Consider the following 13,446-nt stretch of genomic DNA (forward strand, 5'->3'; position numbering starts at 1 on the left):
CGCGGTCGACCAGGAGGACGCCGCATGCAGCTCGAGAAGACGCCGACCGCTCCCGCCGCGGGGCCGGTCAAGTCGGCCGCCCGCGCGCTCGACCTGCTCGACGAGATCGCCGCGAACGGCCCGGGCACCCAGCTGCAGCTCTCGACCCGACTGGGCATCCCGAAGAGCAGCCTGCACGCGCTGCTGCGCACGATGACCGACCGCGGCTGGCTGCAGACCGACCCGACCGGCAGCGTCTACCAGCTCGGCATCCGCGCGCTGGTCGTGAGCTCGGCGTACCTCGCCGGCGACTCGGTCCTCTCCCGCACCGCCGGGATCATGGACGAGATCTCCGCCGCCACCGAGGAGACCGTCAACCTCGGCCGACTCACCGGCGCCGACGTCATCTACACCGCCAAGCGCGAGTCCGTGCACCCCCTGCGCATGCACTCACCCGTCGGCAGGCGGCTGCCGGCGTACTCCACGGCGCTCGGCCGCGCGATCCTCGCCGAGCACCCCGTCGAGGTGCGCGAGGCGCTCGTGCCGCACCACATCGACCCCATCACCACCCGGACGCTCACCGACCGCGACGAGGTCCTGCAGGTCATCGACACCGCCGCCACCGTGGGGTACGCCGCCGAGAGCGACGAGTCCTGCATCGGCGTGCGCTGCTTCGGCATCGCGCTCCCGTTCTCGCGCCCGGCGGTCGACGGCATCAGCGTCGCCGTCCCGATGACCCGCCTCGGCGGCGGCCGCGAGGAGCTGATCGTCGAGACGCTGCTGAGCATCCGCTCCCGGCTGTCGCTGGAGCACAGCAACAGCATGGTGCGCTGACGCTGGCGCACCCGGGTTGGCAGCACCGAGGATTCTCGCGAGTCTGGTCAAGATCCCCTTGGCACGTGTCATGCTCGCCCTGACAGTCACGAGGGCGGGCCCCCGGCCAGCAGCGCGTGACCCGCGCGGGGGACGGGTCACGTGTGACGGCAGGACCGCGGTCGTGGGCGATCTCGACCCGGCGCGCACCGTCCTCGGCGGGCGCACCGGGTTCGGGGTCGTCCAGAAGCCCCGTGGCCCCGGGCGGTGCGCCGACTCAGGCCGGGCTGGTTCGCGTGCGCCCCTCGACCCGCTGCGCGAAACGCTCCCAGGCGGCCTGCCGCGACACCCCCAGCGCCTTGCCGATCTCCGCCCACGACAGCGACCGCGCTCGGGCCATCTCGACCCACTCGACCAGGAACTCGGAGACCTGGTCGGCGGTCCGTGAGATATGCGGCAGGACCGCGAGCAGCTCCGCGTCGGTCATCGACTCCCAGGGCGGTCGCGCCGCGGCGCGACTCTTGGCGGCCGAGTGGAAGACCTCGTGGTAGTGCTCGACGCAGTCCTCGCAGATCATCGCGCCGTACCCGCCGCCGAACTTGATGCCTCGCTTGCCGGCCCTGCCGCAGAACGAGCAGCTCTTGCGGGCGACGTCCGTGTCCATCGGCGCCATGACGCACTCCTCCTCGACCTGCGGCCTGCGCCTCGGTCACCGACCTCGACGATAGCCGTTCGAACCGGACCGACGCGCCGAGGTCGCACGGCGGTGCCAGTGCTGCTCGAGTCCACGAGGTCCGTCCCCATGCCGGGCAAGCGCGCTTGACGGCGGCCAGGTCAGCACTCGGTGGGCGACAGGTTCAGGAGGACGCGGATCTCTGCCTTCCCCTTCTCGACCTTCGTGATCTGGCCGTTGGCCTTCCAGAACGTCCGCCACCAGCTGCGGGGGGTCGGCGCCTGGGCGGCGTGGGCGAGGAATCGTCCGCTCTTGAACCCGGCGTCGGCGACGGCCTGCACCGAGCTCGCGACCTGCGCGGGCCAGACGTCCGGTGGGCCGAGCAGCCTGGTGGCGAAACGGGTCTGGGCGGCTCCCAGCTTCCTCGCCTCCCGCTTGAACCGGGGGAACCGCTTCTCGACGTCCGCGAACCGGATGGAGCCATGCCGCGTCATGTCGTGGACGAAGAGGTAGAGGGCAAGGCTGTTCCTGCACTCGTGTGCGAGGTAGTAGACGCTGGCCTGCTCCGGAGTCATCTCCGCGTGAGCCGCAGATGTGAAGGTCGGCGCGAACGCGACGAGGAGCACGGCGGAGATCGAGCAGGCGATGGTGTGCCGGAGGTTGATGGTCATCTGGCCACCATCGAGCGGTCGAGCGCCACGCGCATGAGGCACGCGTCCTGGTTCCAGCGGGAACCTGACGAGCCGACCGGGACCGGAGTCCTGCACGTCCTGAGCGCACCGGCCTCGGGCGGGCGCCGCGTCCTCCGGGTGTGTTCGTGCCGGGACCGGCGGCCGGGCGGAGAGGTCCAACGGCCTTGTCGTCTCCGCGTCAGTGCGCCATGTCGACGAAGCGGGAGTAGTGGCCCTGGAAGGCGACGGTGATGTCGCGGGTGGGGCCGTTGCGGTGCTTGGCGACGATCAGGTCGGCCTCGCCGGGGCGGGTCGACTCCTTCTCGTAGACGTCGTCGCGGTGCAGCAGCACCACCATGTCGGCGTCCTGCTCGATCGAGCCGGACTCACGCAGGTCGCTGACCATCGGGCGCTTGTCGGCGCGCTGCTCGGGACCACGGTTGAGCTGGGAGAGCGCGATGACCGGGACCTCGAGCTCCTTGGCGAGCAGCTTGATCTGCCGCGAGAACTCCGAGACCTCGAGCTGGCGGGACTCGACCTTCTTGCCCGAGGTCATCAGCTGGAGGTAGTCGATGACGATCAGCCGCAGGTCGTGGCGCTGGCGGAGCCGGCGGGCCTTGGCCCGGATCTCCATCATCGTCATGTTGGGCGAGTCGTCGATGAACATCGGCGCCGAGGACACCTCGCCCATCTTGCGGGCCAGCTTGGCCCAGTCGTCGTCGGTCATGTTGCCGTTGCGGATGTGGTTGAGCGGCACCTTCGCCTCCGCCGAGAGCAGGCGCATGGTGATCTCGGTGCGCGTCATCTCGAGGCTGAAGAAGACGCTGGCGAGGTTGTTGTGGATCGAGGCCGCACGGCAGAAGTCGAGGGCCAGGGTCGACTTGCCCATCGCCGGACGCGCGGCGACGATGATCATCTGCCCGCCGTGGAAGCCGTTGGTGAGGTCGTCGAAGTCGGCGAACCCGGTGGGCACGCCGTAGATGCCGGCCTCGCGGTTGGAGATCGCCTCGATCTCGTCGAGGACGCCGTCCATGATGTCGCTCAGCGGCGCGTAGTCCTCCGACGAGCGCTTGTCGGTGACCTTGTAGACCTCGGCCTGCGCCTCGTCGACGATCGCGTCGACCTGACCCTCGCCCGCGTAGCCGATCTGGACGATCTTGGTGCCGGCGTCGACCAGGCGCCGCAGGATCGCCTTCTCGCGGACGATCTCGGCGTAGTAGCCGGCGTTGGCGGCGATCGGCACGTTGGCCGAGAGCGTGTGGAGGTAGGGCGCCCCGCCGATGCGCTGCAGCTCGCCGCGACGCTGGAGCTCGGCCGCGACCGTGACCATGTCGACCGGCTCGCCGCGGCCGTAGAGGTCGATGATCGCGTCGAAGATCGTCTCGTGCGACGGGCGGTAGAAGTCGACGCCGCGGATCGCCTCGCTGACGTCGGCGATCGCGTCCTTGGAGATGAGCATCGAGCCGAGCACGGACTGCTCGGCGGCCATGTCCTGGGGTGGGGTGCGATCACCCGGCGTGCTCGGCCGCTCGCCCGGCGCGTACGGCGCGGGCCCGTCGCCCCACTCCTCGAACGGCGGGTCGGGAAAGCCTCGTGCGTCCTGCTCGGTGACGCTCATCAGCCCGTCGCTCCCCCTGCTCGCTACCCGGCTCCGACCCGCGTCCCCGACGCTAGGCGGGACCACCGACATCCACCCCCGGCGGTGCCGGACCCCCCGGACAGTACGGGGCCGGGTGCCGTCGACGACAGTGCCCTATCCACAGGTCCCGCGGCAGCCTGGGGATAACCCGCCGCTCCCTCGTGGACGACACGCCGCGAGGTGTGCACAGGTTGGGGACCGCCCTGTGGAGACCAAACCGGCCCGACCGGTAATGTGCGCTCTGACCTGCGACAACGCTGACACACAGGTGTGGATGGAAAATTGTCGGTCGAGAACTCGGTTCAGACGCCGGTCACCTGACGGCCACCTGTTGGTTTGTCGACTTAGCGTGGTGGGTGCAGGTTTTCCCTAGCTTGTCCACAAGTGTTGATGACTAGTCTGGTAAGGATCGAGCGGCCGTCCATGACCCTTACGATGACTAGACCCGCATGACCAGCCGCGCCCCGGACCGCGAGATCCTCCGGCTCGCCGTGCCGGCCTTCCTCGCGCTGGTCGCGGAGCCGCTCTTCCTGCTCGCCGACGCCGCGATCGTCGGGCACCTCGGCACCGCGTCGCTGGCCGGGCTGGGCGTCGCCGCGGCGGTGCTGCAGACGCTCATCGGCATCTGCGTCTTCCTCGCCTACGGCACCACCGCGAGCGTCGCCCGCAAGCTGGGGGCGGGCGACCTCAGGGGCGCGCTGGCCCAGGGCGTCGACGGCATCTGGCTGGCCGTCGGACTCGGGGCCGCGATCACCGTGGTCGGCGTGCTGGCCACCGGGCCGCTGGTCGCGGCCTTCGGCCCCGTGCCGGAGGTCCGCGACGCGGCCGAGACCTACCTGCGGATCGCGTTCCTCGGCACCGTCCCGCTGCTGGTGATGCTCGCCGCCACCGGCGTGCTCCGCGGCCTGCAGGACACCCGGACCCCGCTCGTCGTCGCGGTCGGCGGCAACGCGCTCAACATCGTGCTCAACCTGCTGCTGGTCTATCCCGTGGGACTCGGCATCGCGGGCTCGGCACTCGGCTCGGTCCTCGCGCAGGCGGCGAGCGCCGCCGCGTTCCTGGTGGTCGTGGTCCGCGGTGCGCGCCGCGAGCGCGCCTCGCTGCGGCCCGACCTGCCCGGCATCCGGGCCGCATGGCGCACCGGCGTGCCCCTGGTCGTCCGGACGCTCACGCTGCGCGCCGCCCTCCTCCTGACGACGTACGCCGTGACGTCCGGCGCCGCCGCCGGCGAGCAGGGCGTCGACCTGGCCACCCATCAGCTCGCGATGACGCTGTGGACCTTCCTGGCCTTCGCCCTGGACGCCATCGCCATCGCCGCGCAGGCGCTCACCGGCCGGCTGCTCGGTGCCGGCGACGTGAGCGGCACCCGGAGCACCACCGACCGGATGGTGCGCTGGGGCGCGTGGAGCGGCGTGATGACCGGCCTGCTGCTCGCGGCCGCGAGCCCGTGGCTCGGCAGCCTCTTCACCGGCGACGGTGCCGTGCAGGACCTGCTGGTGCCGGTGCTGCTCGTGGCCGCGCTCGGTCAGCCGATCGCCGGGGTGGTGTTCGTGCTCGACGGGGTGCTCATCGGTGCCGGCGACGGCCGCTACCTCGCGCGCGCCGGACTGGTCACCTTCGTCGTCTACGCTCCCGTCGTGCTCGCCCTGGGCGCCGCGTCCGCCGGGGTGGTCGCGATCTGGGTGGCGTTCTCCGCGCTCTTCATGGGCGCCCGCCTCGCCGTTCTCCTCCATCGAGCGCGTGGCGACGCCTGGCTGGTGACCGGCGCGCGCGCCTGATCGGTCCGGGCACGCAGCAGGGGCCGCCCTCCCGGAGGAGGAACGGCCCCTGATGGGCAGCACTGGAGAAGCGTCAGGCCGGGATGACGTTGAGGGCCACCGTGGCGGACACCTCGTCGTGCAGCTTGACCGACACCTCGTGGTTGCCGAGACCCTTGATCGGGTTGGTGACGACGATCGTGCGCTTGTCGACCTTCTCGCCCGAGGTCTCCGCGAGGGCGTCGGCGATCTCACCGACGGTCACGGCACCGAACAGGCGGCCGCCGGCGCCGGCGCGCACCTTGACGCTGACCGGCTGGGCCTCGAGCTTGGTCTTGATCTCCTCGGCGTGGCCGAGGTCGCGGACCGCGCGGGAGGAGCGGGCGGCCTTGATCGACTCGACCTGCTTCTCGCCACCACGGGTCCACCGCAGCGCGAGGCCGCGCGGCACGAGGTAGTTGCGGCCGTAGCCGTCCTTCACCTCGACGACGTCGCCCGGGGCGCCGAGGCCGGTGACTTCCTGGGTCAGGATGAGCTTCATGTCCTGGACTCCTTTCAGCGACCGGTCGAGGTGTAGGGCAGCAGCGCGAGCTCGCGCGCGTTCTTGACGGCGATGGCCACGTCGCGCTGGTGCTGGACGCAGTTGCCGGTCACGCGACGCGCACGGATCTTGCCGCGGTCGGAGATGAACTTGCGGAGCAGCGTGGCGTCCTTGTAGTCGACGCCGGTCGCCTTCTCCTTGCAGAACTGGCAAACCTTCTTCTTCGGCTTGCGAATCACTGCCTTGGCCATTGTGGTGCTTCCTTTCTAGAAGCCCGGCCCAGACTGGTTACTGGCCCGGAATGGTTGAGGGTGTTCGGATGGGTGGATCAGAACGGGGGCTCGTCGGAGCCGGCGCCCGGAGCGCCCCACGGGTCGTTGGCCGGAGCGGACTGGCCGCCCCCGCCTCCGCCCTGCTGGGGAGCGGGCGTCGCCCACGGGTCGTTGCCACCGCCGCCGCCGGACTGCGGGCGGGGCTGACCGCCCTGCCCGCCGCCGGAGTAGCCACCGCCGCCGCCCGAGCGGGACGCGCGGGTGACCTTGGCGGTCGCGAAGGCCAGCGCGGGGCCGACCTCGTCGACCTCGAGCTCCACGACGGTGCGCTTCTCGCCCTCGCGGGTCTCGTAGGAGCGCTGCTTCAGGCGGCCCTGCACGATCACGCGCATGCCGCGCTGCAGGGACTCGGCAACGTTCTCCGCGGCCTGCCGCCACACCGAGCAGGAGAGGAACAGCGCGTCGCCGTCCTTCCACTCGTTGGTCTGGCGGTCGAAGGTGCGCGGCGTCGACGCGATCCGGAAGTTGGCCACGGCCGCCCCCGCGGGGGTGAAGCGCAGCTCCGGGTCGTCGACGAGGTTGCCGACCACCGTGATGACGGTCTCGCCTGCCATGAGGTCTCCTCGAGCGTTGTTCTGATCAGAGTCGGTCAGTGGTCGTGCGACCACGCCCGCACATCGTTGCGTCTAGCACCGACACACGGAAGCGTTTCTCCACAGCGTCCCGGAGGACGAGGGGTCACTGCGCGGCGCGCAGCACCTTCGTGCGGAGGATCGACTCGTTGAGGGTGAGCTGGCGGTCGAGCTCCTTGACCGTGGCCGGCTCGGCGTTCAGCGTGATGACGGCGTAGATGCCCTCGGCGTTCTTCTTGACCTCGTAGGCCAGGCGACGCCGGCCCCACACGTCGACGGACTCGACGGTGCCGCCGTCCTTGCGGACGACGTTCAGGTACTTGTCGAGGGACCCCTCGACGGTCCGCTCTTCGATGCTGGGGTCGAGGATGACCATCACTTCGTAGGCACGCACAGCGGTCTCCACCTCCTCTGGACTGAGACGGCCACGGACTCTCCGTGGCAGGAGGGCTTTGCGTATGTCCCCGCACACGACCCGTCGGTGGGTCGGCCAGGGAACGCTCAAGGCTAGCAGCGGGCACCGGCGGTGAGGAAAACCGCGCGAGCGGGTAGGAGGACCCTGATGACCTCGCCCGCACCGCCGCTCCCGCTCGCCGGCCGCTACCAGCTCCTGGACCGGATCGGCAGCGGCGCCATGGGCTCGGTCTGGCGGGCCACCGACCTGCGCACCGGGGAGACGGTCGCCGCCAAGGTGCTCGGCGCCCACGACAGCGCGATGCTCCTGCGCTTCGTGCGCGAGCAGTCGCTGCGGATCCGGCACCCGCACGTGCTGGCCCCCACCGGCTGGGCGGCCGACGACCACCGGGTGGTGCTCGGCATGGACCTCGTGCGCGGCGGGTCGCTCGACGACCTGCTCGCCGAGACCGGTCCGCTGCCCACGTCGTACGCCGTGCTCCTGCTCGACCAGCTGCTCCAGGCCCTCGCGGCCGTGCACGCCGCCGGGGTCGTGCACCGGGACGTGAAGCCGGCCAACCTGCTGCTCGAGCCGACCGGCGACGGTGCGCCCTTCCTGCGGCTCGGCGACTTCGGGGTGGCCGTGCCCGTCGAGGACGTGCGGCTGACGCGCGGCCCGGCCGCGATCGGCACCGACGGCTACATGGCACCCGAGCAGGTCGGCGGGGCGGCGCCGGACCCGCGACAGGACGTGTACGCCGCCGGCGTGGTCGCCGTGCAGCTGCTCACCGGCCGGCCACCGCGCGTCGGGCACCCGTCGCTCGTGCCGGAGGGGCCGCTGCGGCCCCTGCTCGGCGCGATGACCCATTCCGACCCGGCCGTCCGGACGCCGTCCGCTGCCGCGGCGCTCGAGCGGCTGCGCCGCCTCGACGTGCCTGGCGACGGACCCTGGCCGTGGGTGCCCGACCGTCTCGGCGAGCCGACCCCGGCGCGTGGGCGCGACCGGGCCGCCGTCGCGCTCGTGGCGGCGCTGGTGGTCGTGGTGGTCGCGCTGGCGGCGTACCTGCTTGCCACCGCTCACTAGCGTGGCCTCGTGGACGCCGACTCGCTCGCAGCCGCTCGCGGCCGCATCGCCGCGGACGTGCCACCGACGCCCGCCCGTCGCTGGCCGCTGCTGGAGCGCGCGACCGGCACCGAGACCTGGGTCAAGCACGAGAACCACAACCCCACCGGCGCCTTCAAGGTCCGCGGCGGGCTCAACCTCGCGGCCCGCACGGTCGAGGCGGGCGGGTCGCCCGGGCTGATCTCGGCCAGCCGCGGCAACCACAGCCAGAGCCTGGCCTTCGCCGGCGCCCGGCACGGTCTGCCCGTGACGATCGTGGTGCCGGAGGGCAACTCGCCCGACAAGAACGCCGCCACCGAGGCGTTCGGCGCCGAGCTCGTGGTCCACGGCGCCGACTTCCAGGCCGCGCTCGAGCACGCGGTCGCGCTGGCGGAGGAGCGCGGCCTGATGCTGGTGCCGCCCTTCCACCCGTGGCTGGTCGAGGGCGTGGCGACCTACGCTGCGGAGCTCCACGAGCAGGTGCCCGGCCTCGACGTCGTCTACGTCCCGGTCGGGATGGGCAGCGGCATCTGCGCCAACATCGCGGTCCGCGACCTCCTCGGCGCCGGCACGGAGGTCGTCGGGGTGGTGGCCGAGCGCGCTCCGGCGTACGCGCTGTCCTTCGTGGCCGGCGAGCCGGTGTCGACGCCGAGCGCCGACACGTTCGTCGACGGCGTCGCCTGCCGGACCCCCGACCCGGAGGCGGTCCGGCTCATCGTGGCCGGCGCCGCCCGCATCGTGCGGGTGAGCGAGGAGCAGGCCGAGGGGGCGATGGCGCTGGCCTACCGGAGCACCCACAACCTCCCCGAGCCCGCCGGGTCGCTGGCGCTGGCCGGGCTCCTGGCGGAGCGCGACGCGGTGGCCGGCAAGCGGGTGGCGGTCATCCAGACCGGCGGCAACGCGGACTTCGAGGTGCTGGCGCGGGCGCTGTCCGCGGGCCGTTCTACCGTGGAGCCATGACCGCCCTCGCCATCGGAGCCCACGTCGACCAGTCCGACCCGATCGCCGAGGCGCAGGCGCGCGGCATGTCCCACGTGCAGTTCTTCCTCGGCGACCCGCAGGGCTACAAGGGCCCGGAGTTCCGGTACGCCGGAGGCGCCGAGGGCCTGAAGGCGGACGCCGAGGCGGCGGGCATCGGGCTCTACGTGCACGCGCCCTACATCGTCAACGTCGCCACCACCAACAACCGGATCCGGATCCCGAGCCGCAAGCTGCTGCAGCAGCACGTCGACGCGGCCGCCTCGATCGGCGCCCGGGGTCTGATCGTGCACGGCGGTCACGTCAACAAGGACGACGACCCGGCCAAGGGCTTCGACAACTGGCGCAAGGCCGTCGAAGCGGTCGACCTCAAGCTGCCACTGCTGATCGAGAACACCGCCGGCGGCGACAACGCGATGACCCGCTACCTCGACCGGATCGGCCGCGTCTTCGACGCGATCTCGACGACCGAGCAGTTCGACCTCGTCGGCTTCTGCCTCGACACCTGCCACGCCCACGCGGGCGGCAACCCGCTCGAGACCGTGGTCGACGACGTCCTTAGGATCACCGGCCGGATCGACCTCGTGCACTGCAACGACAGCCGCGACGCGTTCGACTCCGGCGCCGATCGGCACGCCAACCTCGGCGCCGGCAAGGTCGACCCCGACCTGCTCGCGGCCGTCGTCCGCGACGCGGGCGCCCCGGTCGTCCTGGAGACTCCGGGCGGGGCCGCCGAGCACACCGCCGACGCCGGCTGGCTGGCCGAGCGGCTGTAGGGGCTTGCCGGTTCGCCCTCATCCCTTGATGGAACGGCGGTTCCCCGGGCGAGCTCGGCGTGGAAGGCGCCGGTTCGCCGTCATCCCTTGATGGAACGGCGGTTCCCCGGGCGAGCTCGGCGTGGAAAGCGCCCGTTCGGCCTCATCCCTTGATGGAACCGCGGTTCCCCGGGCGAGCCCGGCGTGGAAAGCGCCCGTTCGGCCTCATCCCTTGATGAAACCGCGGTTCCCCGGGCGAGCCCGGCGTGGAAGGCGCCGGGTCGGCCTCATCCCTTGATGAAACCGCGGTTCCCCGGGCGAGCTCGGCGTGGAAAGTGCCGGTTCGGCCTCATCCCTTGATGAAACGCCGACGGGCCTCGGGCTAGACGACCCGGATCGTGAGGTCGCGCACCTCGCCGGCGCCGGAGCGGTCCACGCGCCGGCGCACCAGCCGCAGCGGCACCTCGTCGGCCTCGCCGGCGTCGAAGACCAGGAACAGGAAGTCGTGCGGACCCTCCTCGAGCGGCAGCAGGGACCCGGGGCGCTCGAGCACCTGCCACCGGCTCAGACCCAGCCCGCGGCGGCGGAACTTCACCGCCAGCCTGCAGCCGGCGGGCACCGACAGCCGGAGGCCGGGGTGCGGGTCGTGGACGACGTGCACGGTGGTCCTGCGCGTCGGTCGAACGGGTGCGGGAGTGCTGACCATCGTCATCGGTGGCTCCTCGGGTAGAGCGGTTCCCCTGACGCGGTTCAGGAGCAGGACGTCGCCGCCCTGATACCGGCTCAGCCGAAGCAGACGAGCGGGACGGGGGCGCTGCCGGCCGTCGCGGCCGGCACCGACTCCGCCAGCGCTGCGGCCGGGTCGAGCCCGGCGGCGAGGCGCTGGTGGACGGCGACGAGCACGTCGTACGCCGCCCGGTCGTTGATCGCCGCGGGCGACGCGATCACGCACCGGGCGCCCGCGTGCAGCCAGGCGGTGGTCATCCCGATCAGCTCCTCGCCCGACCGCACCGTCGAGCGGCCGACCTCGCAGGCCGAGAGCAGCACGACGTCGGGGACGTGCCGGAGCCGGTCGATGTCGTAGCCGAACCACGGGCCGTCGACGAGCTGGACACCGGCGAACATCGCGTTCTCGGCACTGTGCCGGCCGTGCGCGGCGACGTGCAGCACGTCGACGGCCTCGGCCAGCGCGGAGACCGCGGCGGCGGTCGCGTCCTCCCCCGCGTGCACGGCGGCCTCCGCCCACTCCTTCGCGGCGGCCCGCACCTCGTCCTCCGCGCGGGCGACCCGCGGCCCGGCGACGAAGCCGGCACGCGCGGTGCGCAGCGGGGTCGTCCGTCGCGCCAGCCACGCGGTCGCGGACTGGGCGACCGTGATCGGCCGGCCGACGAACCCCGGCAGCAGCGTCCAAGGCACTCCCGCCAGCACGCCGGACGGCGTGAGCACCGCCCGACGGTCGCCGACGGCGTCGAGCACGGGGGCGACGAGCACGGACGCCAGGCCCTCCAGCCGTTGCGCGAGCTCCGCGCGGACGAAGGCGCCCATCGCGTCCGGCAGGTCGGTGGCGGCCATGTCGAGGTCGGGGATGAGCCCGTCGAGCAGGGAGTCCAGCTCGTCGCGGTGGCCGAGGTCGACCCAGGTCGTCGTGTCGGCGGTGACGACCAGCGCCACGGCGGCCGTCGCGGTGACGACGTAGGCGACCAGTGCGGTCTCGGCGTCCAGCGCTGCGGTCAGCTCGGGCAGCCGCACCGGGTCGGCGACCTCACCGGAGCCCTGCCGCTGCCAGGCCCGCTCGCGCACCCGCTGCCGGAGCTCGGCCTCGCGGGCGGGGTCTCTGCGCTCCTCGGCGGCCATCTCGCGCAGCTCGGCCAGGTCGGCCGCGATCTGCTCGTCCTCCGGGGCACGCACGGGCTGCACCCGGCTGGCCAGCATCCTGGCGCGCTCGGACCACTCGAACAGCACGTCGGCCCGGTCCGTCTCGACGGCGAGCGCGAGGCCGCGGACGCCGAGCCGGGTGCCGTGCCCGACCACCCCGGTCTGCAGGTCGAGGGAGCCGAACGAGCTCTGCCACCCGTGCAGGTCGTCGAGCCCCGCGCGCAGGTGCCTGAGCGCGGTGGCGCGGCGACCGGAGGCCGCGGCGAGCTCGGCCCGGGCGTCCCGGTCGAGCAGGCGCACCACGATCGGCGCCTTCGCGCTCGCGCCGACGGCGCTCAACAGCTCTCGTGCGCTGTCGAGGTCACCGCGGCGGATCGCGACCCGCGCCGCGTCGAGGCGCGCCGCGGCCGCCTCCCACCTCAGGCCCTGGCCGGCCAGCTCCTCGGCCAGCCCGACGCCCCGGCGCACGAGCGAGGGGCCGGTGCCGCCGCCCTCCACCTCGGCGCTGAGCAGCGTCGCCTCCGCGCGCACCTCCCACGCGCGGGCGCCGGTGCGCCGGAACCGGCGCAGCGCGTCGCGCGCCGCAGCCTTGGCGCGGCCGGGCTCGGTGAGCACGAAGCTGCGGGCCAGCGCGAGCTCGGCCTCGCCGCGGCGCTGGTAGAGCCGGCGCCGCCCGTAGGCGTCCGCGGAGGCGGCGAGGGCCGCGGCGCCCTGCTCGTGGAGGCCGGCGGCCATCAGCACCTCGGCCCGGTCCTGGTCGGCCATCGCGGTCATCACGGGACCCTCGGCCTCGAACGTCGGGTACGCCTCGTCGAGCCGCTGCAGCGCGGCCACGAGGTCACCGGCGAGGAAGTGGGTGTACCCGAAGTTGTGCACGGCCTTCGCGGCGCCGTACTCGTCACCGACCCCGCGGTACGCCGCGACCGACGTCTCGAAGTCGGCGAGGGCCTGCGGCAGCTGGCGCCGCTGGAGGTGCACGTTCCCCCGGTTGAGGTGGATCCGCGCGTAGACGCCCCGGTCGTCGACGAGCGGGATCGCCGCCTCGAGCTCGGCGAGCGCCCGAGCCGTCTCGCCGCGCAGCATCAGGATGAGACCGAGCTGGGAGTGCAGCACGCCGCGGGTGTGGTCGGCGACCGACGGGTTCGCGAGAGCCTCGCGGTAGACCGCCATCGCCGCGTCGTGCTCGCCGGTCTCGGAGAGCACGTAGGCGAGGCTCGCGCAGATGCGCGCGTCGAGGTCGGAGCCGACGGCACCCTCGCGGGCCACCTCGTCACGGGCCTGCTCGAACAGGCGCAGCGCCTCTCGGTGGCGACCGCGGTTCATCGCCCGGACGCCCCGGGCGTGCAGGTCCAGTGCCGAGGTCACG

General features: G+C 72.7%; 14 protein-coding genes. 5 read left to right on the plus strand and 9 right to left on the minus strand.

The window, feature by feature from the left end; all coding sequences use genetic code 11:
• The first annotated feature begins 24 nt into the window (after positions 1-24).
• Positions 25-813 (plus strand): IclR family transcriptional regulator, encoded by a 789-nt coding sequence (locus tag HZF07_RS14940; RefSeq protein ID WP_157342721.1) that lies wholly within the window; start codon positions 25-27, stop codon positions 811-813.
• Positions 814-1,069: 256 nt separating this feature from the next.
• Here the strand turns inward: HZF07_RS14940 and HZF07_RS14945 are convergent, their stop codons facing one another.
• From HZF07_RS14945 to dnaB, 3 genes are all read right to left on the minus strand, one after another.
• Positions 1,070-1,465 carry a hypothetical protein gene (locus tag HZF07_RS14945; protein ID WP_157342722.1) on the minus strand — a complete coding sequence of 132 codons (396 nt, stop codon included), beginning with the start codon at positions 1,463-1,465 and terminating at the stop codon, positions 1,070-1,072.
• Between the two features lie 161 nt (positions 1,466-1,626).
• Positions 1,627-2,136 (minus strand): hypothetical protein, encoded by a 510-nt coding sequence (locus HZF07_RS14950; protein WP_157342723.1) that lies wholly within the window; start codon positions 2,134-2,136, stop codon positions 1,627-1,629.
• Between the two features lie 199 nt (positions 2,137-2,335).
• Positions 2,336-3,625 carry a replicative DNA helicase gene (gene dnaB, locus HZF07_RS14955; RefSeq protein ID WP_232523484.1) on the minus strand — a complete coding sequence of 430 codons (1,290 nt, stop codon included), beginning with the start codon at positions 3,623-3,625 and terminating at the stop codon, positions 2,336-2,338.
• A gap of 599 nt (positions 3,626-4,224) precedes the next feature.
• Between dnaB and HZF07_RS14960 the strand changes: the two genes are divergently transcribed.
• Positions 4,225-5,553: an MATE family efflux transporter gene (locus tag HZF07_RS14960; protein ID WP_157342725.1), complete on the plus strand. Its 1,329-nt coding sequence runs from the start codon at positions 4,225-4,227 to the stop codon at positions 5,551-5,553.
• A gap of 73 nt (positions 5,554-5,626) precedes the next feature.
• Here HZF07_RS14960 and rplI read toward each other — a convergent pair whose 3' ends face one another.
• The 4 genes from rplI to rpsF form a co-directional block, all read right to left on the minus strand.
• Positions 5,627-6,073: a 50S ribosomal protein L9 gene (rplI, locus tag HZF07_RS14965; protein ID WP_157342726.1), complete on the minus strand. Its 447-nt coding sequence runs from the start codon at positions 6,071-6,073 to the stop codon at positions 5,627-5,629.
• A 14-nt stretch (positions 6,074-6,087) separates the two neighbouring features.
• A complete protein-coding gene (gene rpsR / locus HZF07_RS14970) occupies positions 6,088-6,324 on the minus strand; it encodes a 30S ribosomal protein S18 (RefSeq protein WP_157342728.1) in 237 nt (78 codons plus the stop codon).
• A 77-nt stretch (positions 6,325-6,401) separates the two neighbouring features.
• Positions 6,402-6,959: a single-stranded DNA-binding protein gene (locus HZF07_RS14975; protein WP_157342729.1), complete on the minus strand. Its 558-nt coding sequence runs from the start codon at positions 6,957-6,959 to the stop codon at positions 6,402-6,404.
• 124 nt (positions 6,960-7,083) lie between these two features.
• Positions 7,084-7,371 (minus strand): 30S ribosomal protein S6, encoded by a 288-nt coding sequence (rpsF, locus tag HZF07_RS14980; RefSeq protein WP_181645225.1) that lies wholly within the window; start codon positions 7,369-7,371, stop codon positions 7,084-7,086.
• Between the two features lie 168 nt (positions 7,372-7,539).
• Here rpsF and HZF07_RS14985 point away from each other — a divergent pair, with 168 nt between their 5' ends.
• Genes HZF07_RS14985 through HZF07_RS14995 form a run of 3 tightly spaced genes read left to right on the plus strand, consistent with a single transcriptional unit; the run spans position 7,540 to position 10,226 of the window.
• Positions 7,540-8,454: a serine/threonine-protein kinase gene (locus HZF07_RS14985; RefSeq protein ID WP_157342730.1), complete on the plus strand. Its 915-nt coding sequence runs from the start codon at positions 7,540-7,542 to the stop codon at positions 8,452-8,454.
• A gap of 9 nt (positions 8,455-8,463) precedes the next feature.
• Positions 8,464-9,432, plus strand: coding sequence for a threonine dehydratase (locus HZF07_RS14990; protein ID WP_181645226.1), 969 nt, complete (start codon positions 8,464-8,466; stop codon positions 9,430-9,432).
• Positions 9,429-10,226, plus strand: a complete 798-nt coding sequence (locus tag HZF07_RS14995; RefSeq protein WP_157342731.1) for a deoxyribonuclease IV — start codon at positions 9,429-9,431, stop codon at positions 10,224-10,226. The genes HZF07_RS14990 and HZF07_RS14995 overlap by 4 nt, the downstream gene beginning before the upstream one ends.
• A 361-nt stretch (positions 10,227-10,587) precedes the next feature.
• Here the strand turns inward: HZF07_RS14995 and HZF07_RS15000 are convergent, their stop codons facing one another.
• Together HZF07_RS15000 and HZF07_RS15005 are read right to left on the minus strand one after the other, a co-directional pair.
• Positions 10,588-10,917 (minus strand): hypothetical protein, encoded by a 330-nt coding sequence (locus HZF07_RS15000; protein WP_157342732.1) that lies wholly within the window; start codon positions 10,915-10,917, stop codon positions 10,588-10,590.
• Positions 10,918-10,988: 71 nt separating this feature from the next.
• Positions 10,989-13,445, minus strand: coding sequence for a CHAT domain-containing protein (locus HZF07_RS15005; RefSeq protein WP_157342733.1), 2,457 nt, complete (start codon positions 13,443-13,445; stop codon positions 10,989-10,991).
• Between the last annotated feature and the right edge of the window lies 1 nt (position 13,446).

The sequence above is a fragment of the Nocardioides agri genome, assembly GCF_013778305.1.
Taxonomy (GTDB): domain Bacteria; phylum Actinomycetota; class Actinomycetes; order Propionibacteriales; family Nocardioidaceae; genus Nocardioides; species Nocardioides agri.

Coding starts and splice junctions, on each gene's coding strand:
- HZF07_RS14940 (WP_157342721.1), top strand. CDS start 25: ATGCAGCTCGAGAAGACGCCGACCGCTCCCGCCGCGGGGCCGGTCAAG.
- HZF07_RS14945 (WP_157342722.1), bottom strand. CDS start 1,465: ATGGCGCCGATGGACACGGACGTCGCCCGCAAGAGCTGCTCGTTCTGC.
- HZF07_RS14950 (WP_157342723.1), bottom strand. CDS start 2,136: ATGACCATCAACCTCCGGCACACCATCGCCTGCTCGATCTCCGCCGTG.
- dnaB (WP_232523484.1), bottom strand. CDS start 3,625: ATGGCCGCCGAGCAGTCCGTGCTCGGCTCGATGCTCATCTCCAAGGAC.
- HZF07_RS14960 (WP_157342725.1), top strand. CDS start 4,225: ATGACCAGCCGCGCCCCGGACCGCGAGATCCTCCGGCTCGCCGTGCCG.
- rplI (WP_157342726.1), bottom strand. CDS start 6,073: ATGAAGCTCATCCTGACCCAGGAAGTCACCGGCCTCGGCGCCCCGGGC.
- rpsR (WP_157342728.1), bottom strand. CDS start 6,324: ATGGCCAAGGCAGTGATTCGCAAGCCGAAGAAGAAGGTTTGCCAGTTC.
- HZF07_RS14975 (WP_157342729.1), bottom strand. CDS start 6,959: ATGGCAGGCGAGACCGTCATCACGGTGGTCGGCAACCTCGTCGACGAC.
- HZF07_RS14985 (WP_157342730.1), top strand. CDS start 7,540: ATGACCTCGCCCGCACCGCCGCTCCCGCTCGCCGGCCGCTACCAGCTC.
- HZF07_RS14995 (WP_157342731.1), top strand. CDS start 9,429: ATGACCGCCCTCGCCATCGGAGCCCACGTCGACCAGTCCGACCCGATC.
- HZF07_RS15000 (WP_157342732.1), bottom strand. CDS start 10,917: ATGACGATGGTCAGCACTCCCGCACCCGTTCGACCGACGCGCAGGACC.